Raw genomic sequence first — 8,031 nt, forward strand, 5'->3', positions numbered from 1 at the left:
GGCGGACACGCCCGCCCCAGGTCGGCGCCGAGTCCCGCGCCGAGTCCGAGGCCCGTACCGGCCTCGATTCCGGTTTCTCCGCCGAGCGCGGCCCCGGCTCCCAGGTTGGCTTCACTGATCGCCCCCGCCTCGCCGGCCACACCACCGGCGAGCCCGCCGCTACCACCGGCCGCCGCGCCGAGTCCACCGTTGGCGGCCGCCCCGCCCCCGGCCGCCACGATGGCGGCGAGCTGCGAGCCGCCGGTGACCAGGGCGGATTCGGCGACCATCGGCGCCACGGCGGCGATATCTTCCGGCGTCACCGCCTCCAGCCCGGCCGCGCACAGCGATTCGGTCGGGTTGGTGCAGTAACCGACGGCGGCCTCGTGGTCGCGCAACAGGTTGAGGATGAATTCGAGAATGGCGTTCGGGGTCATCGCAGATCGTCTCCTGGATCGGCGGACCATCGTGTCGATCCGCAGCAGTCGAATTGCCTTTCACGCTAAGAAGCTCCGGCGTTACGCGAAACGGGGCGAATCCCCTGATTTCCGTATCGGTGCCGATAGGGGATTCGGGAGCATTAGGGGACTTTCCCCGAACCTTCCGGATCAGCGGTAACGACGGCCCCCCGGCAACCGACAGTGGGATAGATCGTGACGACCGTAAATATTCGTGACGACCGCAAATACCAACGACAGGGGTTCTCGAATGACACAGGGCCTGACGCTCGGCATCACGGTCGGGTCGTCGCGCACGGTTGCCGCGACCGGCTCCACTTCCGCGAGCGCCGACCCGGAAAATGTCTCTGTTCACATTCGTCGCCACCGTTTCGGATCGGCGCCCGAATTGTCGGAGAATCTATTGTCCCGCGTGGGCGATCCGGTCGATATCCTCCTGCCCGACGGCTCCTCGGTCGCTGCCGCCGATCTGGTCGCCGAAACGATCTCCCAGGTCGTCGCCGATTTCGATCCGGATTCCACGGTCGCGACGGTGCCGGCGTGGTGGCCGGCACACATCGTCGAGGCCCAGCGCCGCGCGCTCGACCGCGCCGGCGCAGAGGCGGTGGTCCTGGTCTCCGAACCGCTCGCCGCGCTCCGCCGGCTCGAGGCGAGCACTCCCTTCCCGGCCGATACCCCGGTTGTGGTCTACGACTCCGGCGCCACCGGTACCACGGTCTCGGTGGTCGGTTCCGGTCCGCACTCGGGACTACTGGGCGAACCGGTTCGCTCCACCGAGGTGTCCGGCGCCGAATTCGATCTGCTGACGATGCGCTACGTGCTGGCAAATGCATTGGGAGAAACGGATTTCGATCCGTTCGACCCGGTTGTCGAACGCGAATTGTCGATACTGCGAAACCGTTGCGCCGATGCGAAACACCGGCTTTCGACCGACACCGCCACGGTGGTGCCGGTCCGCCTGGCCGGTATCGCGCGCGATGTACGCCTGGTCCGGGACGACGTGGAGGATCTGTTCCGCGGTCCGCTCGCGGATTCGCTGAGCCTCGTGCACGAGGCGGTCCGCCGCGCGGGGGTGGGCATCGACCAGGTGGGCCGAATTCTGCTCACCGGCGGCGGCGCTTCGATCGGCCTGCTCACCGAACTGATCTCCGGCGAGTTCGCGATCCCGATCGCCCCCGTCGCCGATCCCGGTTCGCTCAGCGCGCGCGGAGCGACCTTGCTCGCCGCGGACCTGTACACCGAATCTCGGCGTCATGCCGCGGACCTGGCCGTACCCGATTTCCAGCCCGATTTCGCTGAGGCGCAACCGGTTTCCGACGACGCCACGACCACGGCCCTGCCGGCGGTCGGCGACCGGGCCACCGTCGAACCGCCGCCGGCCGATACCGCGCCGTACGGAACCAGCCGGTGGCGCCGCGTCGCCTTCATCGCCGGCGCCGCGATCGCCGTGGGCGCGGTCGCCACCGGCACCCTGGCCCTGGGCACCGCGGGAAGTCCCTCGAACTCGTCGCCCTCCCCCGCGGCGGCGACATCCGCGGCTCATGCGGCGTCGACCTCGGCCGGAGTCGCCCCGGCCGGCGCCACCGACCCCGCGCATCCGACGGCGGGCAACCCGGCGACGGCCGCGAACCACACCGGCACGGCCGCCGACAACTCCGCGGGGACCCCGGCCGCGGGCACGGCAGCGGCGAACTCGCCCGCTCCGAATCCGGCGGGGGCGAATGCTCCCGCACCCGAATCCGCCGCGGCGCCCGCGCCGAACGCTCCGGCACCGAATTCCCCGGCGCCCGATTCCCCCGCGCCCAACAGCCCCGCACCGCAGGCGCCGCCGCAGGTGCCGGTGCAGACTCCCTCGGCGCCGTCGGCTCCCTCCCAGCCCACAGTGCCGAGCTCTCCCGGCGGTTCACTGGGCAACGTCTTGAACAACGGGCTCGATCAGGCGGGTAACGCAGTCGACACGGCCGTGCAGCTCCCAGGCCAAGTGCTGCCCCACAAAGGCAACTGAGGATCGGTGACAGTGGTCGGCAACCTCGCGGTCGCATTCGGCGCCATTCCGGGCGCGCGGGAGATTCTCCGGGAATTGGATTCGGGCTCGCCGGATCCGCTCGTCTACCTGATTCGGGGACGGGGCGGCACCGGGAAGACCACGCTGCTCACGGCTGTCCGAAACAGATTGCGGCGCAGCGGTATCGGCTGTTTCGACGACGTGAGCGCGACGACCACGCCGCCGGACACCCGCGCCGCCGTGGTCGTCGACGACGCGCACACCCTGGACCAGTTGCAGCTGGAAAAGCTCTGTGCCGCCGTGGAATCGGATCCGCGCACGATCATCGTCGCGACCCGGCCGCAACCGCACGACACCGCCCTGCGCGCCCTGGCGGACGCGGTGTCGCGGCGCGGCCGGGTGGTCGAACTCCGCCCGCTGGGGACCGCCGATATCGCTCCGTTCGCCCGCGAATTGGGGATGACCGTGCCGCGCTCGGTCGCCGACCACATCCACCGGCACACCGGCGGTATCCCCGGTGGTGTGGTGGCGGCGCTCACGGCGGCGTGTGCCACCCGGCTCGAGGGCGGAATCGAGGCGGTCGATCAGGCCGTGACCTCGTGGGCGCGAACGCTTCTCGACGACACCGAACCGCAGCTGCTCGAGGTCCTGACGGTCGCCACGACCGGCGCCGGCCTCGATCCGAGTGAGCTGGCCGAGGTGCTCGGCACCGACGAGGCGACGGCGGTCGGACTCGTCGACCGGGCCCGCGCCGGAGCCCTGATCACCGACGCCGACCTGTTGCTGAGTCCCGCCATCGAACCGCTGCGCACCCTGGTCGGCGAACGCCGGTTCGTCTCGATTCAGCGCCGCCTGCTCACCGCCCGTCTCGAGGCCGGGCTCCTGCGCGACCACACGGCCCTGCAGCTCGCCGAATCCGGGGTCCGCGACGAGCGACTTGCCGAATTCCTCCGCGCCGCGGCCGACAACGCGGGCAGTGAGGCGAGTCGCTACTACACCGCCGCCGTGGCCAGTGGGTACGAGGCGCAGCGAATCGCCGTCCCCCGCGCCACCGCGGCGGTATTCGGCGGCGACGACGAATCCGCCTTGCGCTTGGCCGAACCCGTGCTCGCGCGCACCGACGCCGAACCCGCGGAACTGGCCGCCGCCGTGCGGATCTGCGCGAGCGTCCAGGCTCGCCGCGGGCTGATCGGCCGGGCCGTACAGCTGTATTCGTGGCTCGGCACGACCCGTACCGGCGCCGACTGGGCGACCGCCGCGGCGGTGTTCCACCTCGCCGGCGCGGTCGGCGACGCGCGGGCGGTGTCGGGTTCGGCGGCACAGTGGCCGCCCACGGAAACCAACGCCCGCACCGGTCGGTTCGCGACCGCGCTGGCGCAGAGCATCACCGGCGAATCCCGCAGTGCCGCAACCTCGGCCGCGGCCGCCCTGATCCAGCTGGCCCGCACCGCGGCGCCGGAGGACCGCATGCTGCCGTGCGCTCCGGTCGCGCTGGCGACACTGCTGTGCCTGAGTATGGGCGAGCCCCGCCGCGCCGCCGACGCTCTGCGCGGCACCGATCCGCACGATCCGCAGATCCGGGTGCTGACGGCCTGGACGGCGATGCTCGGTGGCGACGAACAGACCGCGGCGAAGACGGTCGCGGCCGTCGACACCACCGCCCTGCCGCCGCGCGATCGGCTGCTCGCGCACGGCGTCCTGGTCGGACTGGCCCGCCGCGCGGGTGATCACGGCGTCCTGCTGCGCGCCTGGGAGGCCGCCTATCCGACCTTCGACGAGGTCGACGCCGACCTGCCCGCCCTGCTGCCGATCGGTGAACTGTGGCTGGCCGCCATCCGCCTCGGTGAACAGGAGCGGATAACCCGGCTGGTGGAGGCGGCGCGAGATGTGCTGCGCAGCGCGGGAAATCCCCCGGCGTGGGCGAATGTATTCCACTGGTACGAGATTCAGGCCGCGATCGCGCACGAGCGCCCGGACGAACTGATGCCGCCCGCTCGACTGCTGAAAACGGCTGCGCAGGCGGGTGATCCGCATGCCGCGATCCTCGCCGACGCGGGACGCACCTGGGTGCTGGTGCTGCGCGGTGAGGTCGCCGAGGATCGGGTGACGGCGGCGGTCCGACGCCTGGCCGCGATCGGCATGGTCTGGGATGCCGCCCGGCTGGCCAGTGAGGCGGCGTTGAGCGCGGGCGATCCGGCCACCGCGACGGCCCTGCTGAAACTGGCCCGCACGGTGCGCACCGGCTCCCGGCCCTCGGCCGCGCCCGAGCGGACCCCGGCCGCCCCGCGCGCCGCGACGACCCCCGAACCGGCGGCCGCCTCGGTCCTCAGTGAACGCGAGCGCGAAGTGGCCGAACTGGTCCTGCTGGGCCTGACCTACCGTGAAATCGGCGCTCGGCTGTACATCTCCGCGAAGACGGTGGAGCATCATGTCGCGCGGATCCGGCGTCGAATCGGGGCCGGGTCGCGCTCGGAGTTATTGTCGATGCTCCGCGCAATGGGACACGGTTCGTTACTCGTGTGATCGGCGCGCTCGAGACACCGAAGCGAGGTATTGAGGATGGCCACAGGGGTGGGCCTGCGGATCGCCGAGGACGAATGCGTCGCGGCGATCGTCACCAGCGGTGGCGAGACCGACGAGACGCCCGAACCCCTGTACATCGCGCGCGAGTCGGTGCTGCACATGTCCGACGACGGCGACACCGCACTCGGCGGTGAGGCGCCGCCCGGACATACCCACTCGATCACCGGATTCGTTCGCGCGGTCGGCGATCCCGCCGGTATCACCGTGGACGACGGGGAGGCCTACCGCGCCGAGGATCTGGTGGCGACCGCGATGTTCTGCCTGATCAACCTGGCCGCCGAACATCTGAACGGCCCGGCCGAGTTCTACGCCACCCACCCGGGTGACTGGCCCGCCGAGCATGTGCGCGGTTTGCGCGAGGCCCTCGACTACCTGGGTTTGCGTTCGGTGGTTCTGGTCAGCGAGGCCGACCTGCCCGCGGCCGGCGACAGCCGCGGACCCGCGCGCGATGCCGCCCGGGCGGCCCTGGCCGCCGTGCTCGCCACCCCGGCCGGAACCACTCCGCCCGATCCTGCCGGCGCCGAGAACGCGCTGGTGGTCACCGATGTGCTGCCCGCGGTGCAGGCCTCCGACGCCACCATGCAGGCCTATTCGGCGGCCGTGCCGGCGGTCGAACCGCCGCCCGCCCCCGCCACCCCGACCGTGGCCGTTCCGGCGGCAGAGGTGGTCCCACCGCCCGAACCGGTGAAGAAGCGTCGCGTACCCCTGCTGATCGCCTCGGCGGCGGCCGTCGTGGGACTGATCGTCGGCGGGATCGCCGTAGCACTGATGTATCGCGACAGCAGCCCGACGCAGGTGCCCGCCTCCGATGTCTCCGGACAGGCCGACGCCCGCACCCAGCCGGTGACGACGACGATCCAGCCCCCGCCACCGCCACCACCGGCCACCACGGTCGAGCAGCAGCCGCAGGAGTATCCCGAAACCACCACGGAGACCACACCTGCGCCTCCGCCGCCACCGGCCGTCACCCCGACCACTGCGCCGCCCAGCTTGCCCACGACCACGTCCAGGCGGCCGACGACCACACCCCGGACCACCACGACCGCCCCCGGCGGCCTGCCGGAGTTACCGCTGCCGGGCTTCCAGGTGCAGTAGTCCGCCAACTCCGTGATGATTTCGTAGCGAAACTCACGCCGTTGTGCCCTAAAGTGATGCGCTGACCGGTCGTCCCGGACTTTGCACCGGGCGGACGGTCTGCTTGATGGTCGAGGGCTGTTGCCACCCAATGGTTTACCGCCCACGGGTGGCCGGCACGTATGTGCCTGACGAAGGGACTCCATGCGCAAGTTGGCGGCGCGTCGCGCCACGATCGGACGCGCCTCGGTGGCACGCGCGTCGATGAAAACCGCTGCTGTCGCCCTCGCTTCGACCCTTCTGCTCGGCCCGTGGATCGCCACATCGCCCGCGTTCGCCGATCCCGCGCCCGCCCAGTCGGCAGCCGACCAGCTGCCGCCGGAACTGGTGCAGGCCATCGGCCGCGATCTGAAGATGTCGCCCGCGGAGTATCTGGACCGCGCCGCCCGCGCTCAGCAGTTGCGCGACTACGCCCGCGACTTCCGGTCCTCACATCCGCAGGCCTTCGCCGGTGCCTGGCTCGGCGCCGACGGTAAGCCGGTGATGGCGGTGACCTCGCTCGACGCCGCGCGCATCGCCAACTCCGCCGGCTATCAGACTCGCCTGGCACCGATTTCGGCCGACAACTTGGAGAGCTCACTCGACCAGCTCGTCAAGTGGATCGGCGGGCTGCCGCGGGAACTGTCGGCCGGAATCAATTCGGTCGCCATCGATTTCCTGAACAGCCAGCTGGTGCTGAGCGTCGCGAACACCCCGGCCGGTCACCTGCTGAACCTTCCGACGCTGATCGCCAACGTCAAGGTCGTGCTCTCGCCCGACGGCGGCGGTCCGGTCGAGCATCGCCCGATGGCCGGTGACACCTACATCAGCGCACCCACCTCCCTCGACGATTCCGCGCTGAAGTCGGTGGACGTCTGCTCCTTCGGATTCAACAGCATCGACGCCGCGGGAAACGCGCTGAACATCAGTGCCGGACACTGTGATCCGAATGTGGGCAAGGGCGACTCCGAGGCCGGGGTCTACCTGCCGAATCTGCGCAATCTGAAGGCCAGCCCGCAATTCGGCACCTTCGTGAAGGCGCAACTGGGCGGCAGCACCGGACTGGACTACTCGGTGATCAAGCTCAACGAGCGCGCGATCACCGCCGGGATGGATCAGCCCTCGGTGCGCGGCGCCAACGGCACCACCCTCACCCTGACCGGAGTCGCCGAGCCGATCACCGGCGCCCCGATCTGCAAGTCGGGCCAATCGTCCACCTTCACCTGCGGATTCGTGGTCGCCGACCGGGTCGAGACGGCACTGTTCACCGCCGAGGGCGAATCCAAGACGGTGCGCGGCTTCGCCAGCTCGGCGTGCACCCTCGGTGGCGACAGCGGCGGCGCGATCGTCTCGGGCACCCTCGCCCTGGGCATCACCAGCGGTTCCAACGCCGCCGACGCACCCGATTGCAAGGCCGCCAACATGGACCTGGCGCAGTACGGCGGCACCGCCACGCTGGGCATCCCGATCCGGCAGATCCTCAGCGATATCGACGCCAATTCCGGTGGCGGACTGGGCGCCGGCATCACGGTGCGCACTCGCCCGAACGTGGGCTGACGATCCTTCCATCGCGCCGAGGGGCACGTTCGCAGGCCGAACGTGCCCCTCGGCGCGATCCGGGCCGGGTGAACAGCGGGTATCGATTTCCGGTATGCCCGGTGTGAGTTCGGCCAAAGACCGCGACAAGTAGGCATAGCCGCGCAAACCCCATATAGTCGCCTCATGCTCCTGCCACGCATCCGACTTTCGTCCGCCGCGGGACGTGCCCCGCGCACCCGCCTCCGCAGCGCGGCCGTCGCCGCCTCGGCGGCGGTTCTGGTTCTCGGGCCGCTCGCGGCGACCTCTTCCGCGGACCCCGCGCCCGCCCCGGCGCCCGCCCTGCCCGCCGAGCTG

Annotated in this window: 5 protein-coding genes; 4 read left to right on the plus strand and 1 reads right to left on the minus strand. The window is 70.8% G+C overall.

The genetic code is table 11. The features are described 5' to 3' along the window. A partial coding sequence (locus RJ03_RS35200) for an IniB N-terminal domain-containing protein (protein WP_218001004.1) occupies positions 1-416 on the minus strand: 416 nt, incomplete at its 3' end. 433 nt (positions 417-849) lie between these two features. Here RJ03_RS35200 and RJ03_RS25715 point away from each other — a divergent pair. From RJ03_RS25715 to RJ03_RS25730, 4 genes are all read left to right on the plus strand, one after another. Next, a complete protein-coding gene (locus RJ03_RS25715) occupies positions 850-2,442 on the plus strand; it encodes an Hsp70 family protein (RefSeq protein WP_167332008.1) in 1,593 nt (530 codons plus the stop codon). 6 nt (positions 2,443-2,448) lie between these two features. Continuing rightward, a complete protein-coding gene (locus tag RJ03_RS25720; RefSeq protein WP_245552384.1) occupies positions 2,449-4,965 on the plus strand; it encodes a LuxR C-terminal-related transcriptional regulator in 2,517 nt (838 codons plus the stop codon). A 36-nt stretch (positions 4,966-5,001) separates the two neighbouring features. After that, positions 5,002-6,120 (plus strand): hypothetical protein, encoded by a 1,119-nt coding sequence (locus RJ03_RS25725; protein ID WP_036506597.1) that lies wholly within the window; start codon positions 5,002-5,004, stop codon positions 6,118-6,120. A 183-nt stretch (positions 6,121-6,303) separates the two neighbouring features. Continuing rightward, on the plus strand, positions 6,304-7,695 hold the full coding sequence (locus tag RJ03_RS25730) for a S1 family peptidase (RefSeq protein ID WP_083871330.1): 1,392 nt from the start codon (positions 6,304-6,306) through the stop codon (positions 7,693-7,695). The last annotated feature ends 336 nt before the right edge of the window (positions 7,696-8,031 follow it).

Origin of the sequence: Nocardia aobensis NBRC 100429, assembly GCF_000308375.1 — a bacterium.
GTDB lineage: Bacteria > Actinomycetota > Actinomycetes > Mycobacteriales > Mycobacteriaceae > Nocardia > Nocardia aobensis.

What these genes read in the sequence shown, in the direction of transcription:
- RJ03_RS25725 (WP_036506597.1), top strand. Translation starts at nt 5,002, where the DNA reads ATGGCCACAGGGGTGGGCCTGCGGATCGCCGAGGACGAATGCGTCGCG.
- RJ03_RS25730 (WP_083871330.1), top strand. Translation starts at nt 6,304, where the DNA reads ATGCGCAAGTTGGCGGCGCGTCGCGCCACGATCGGACGCGCCTCGGTG.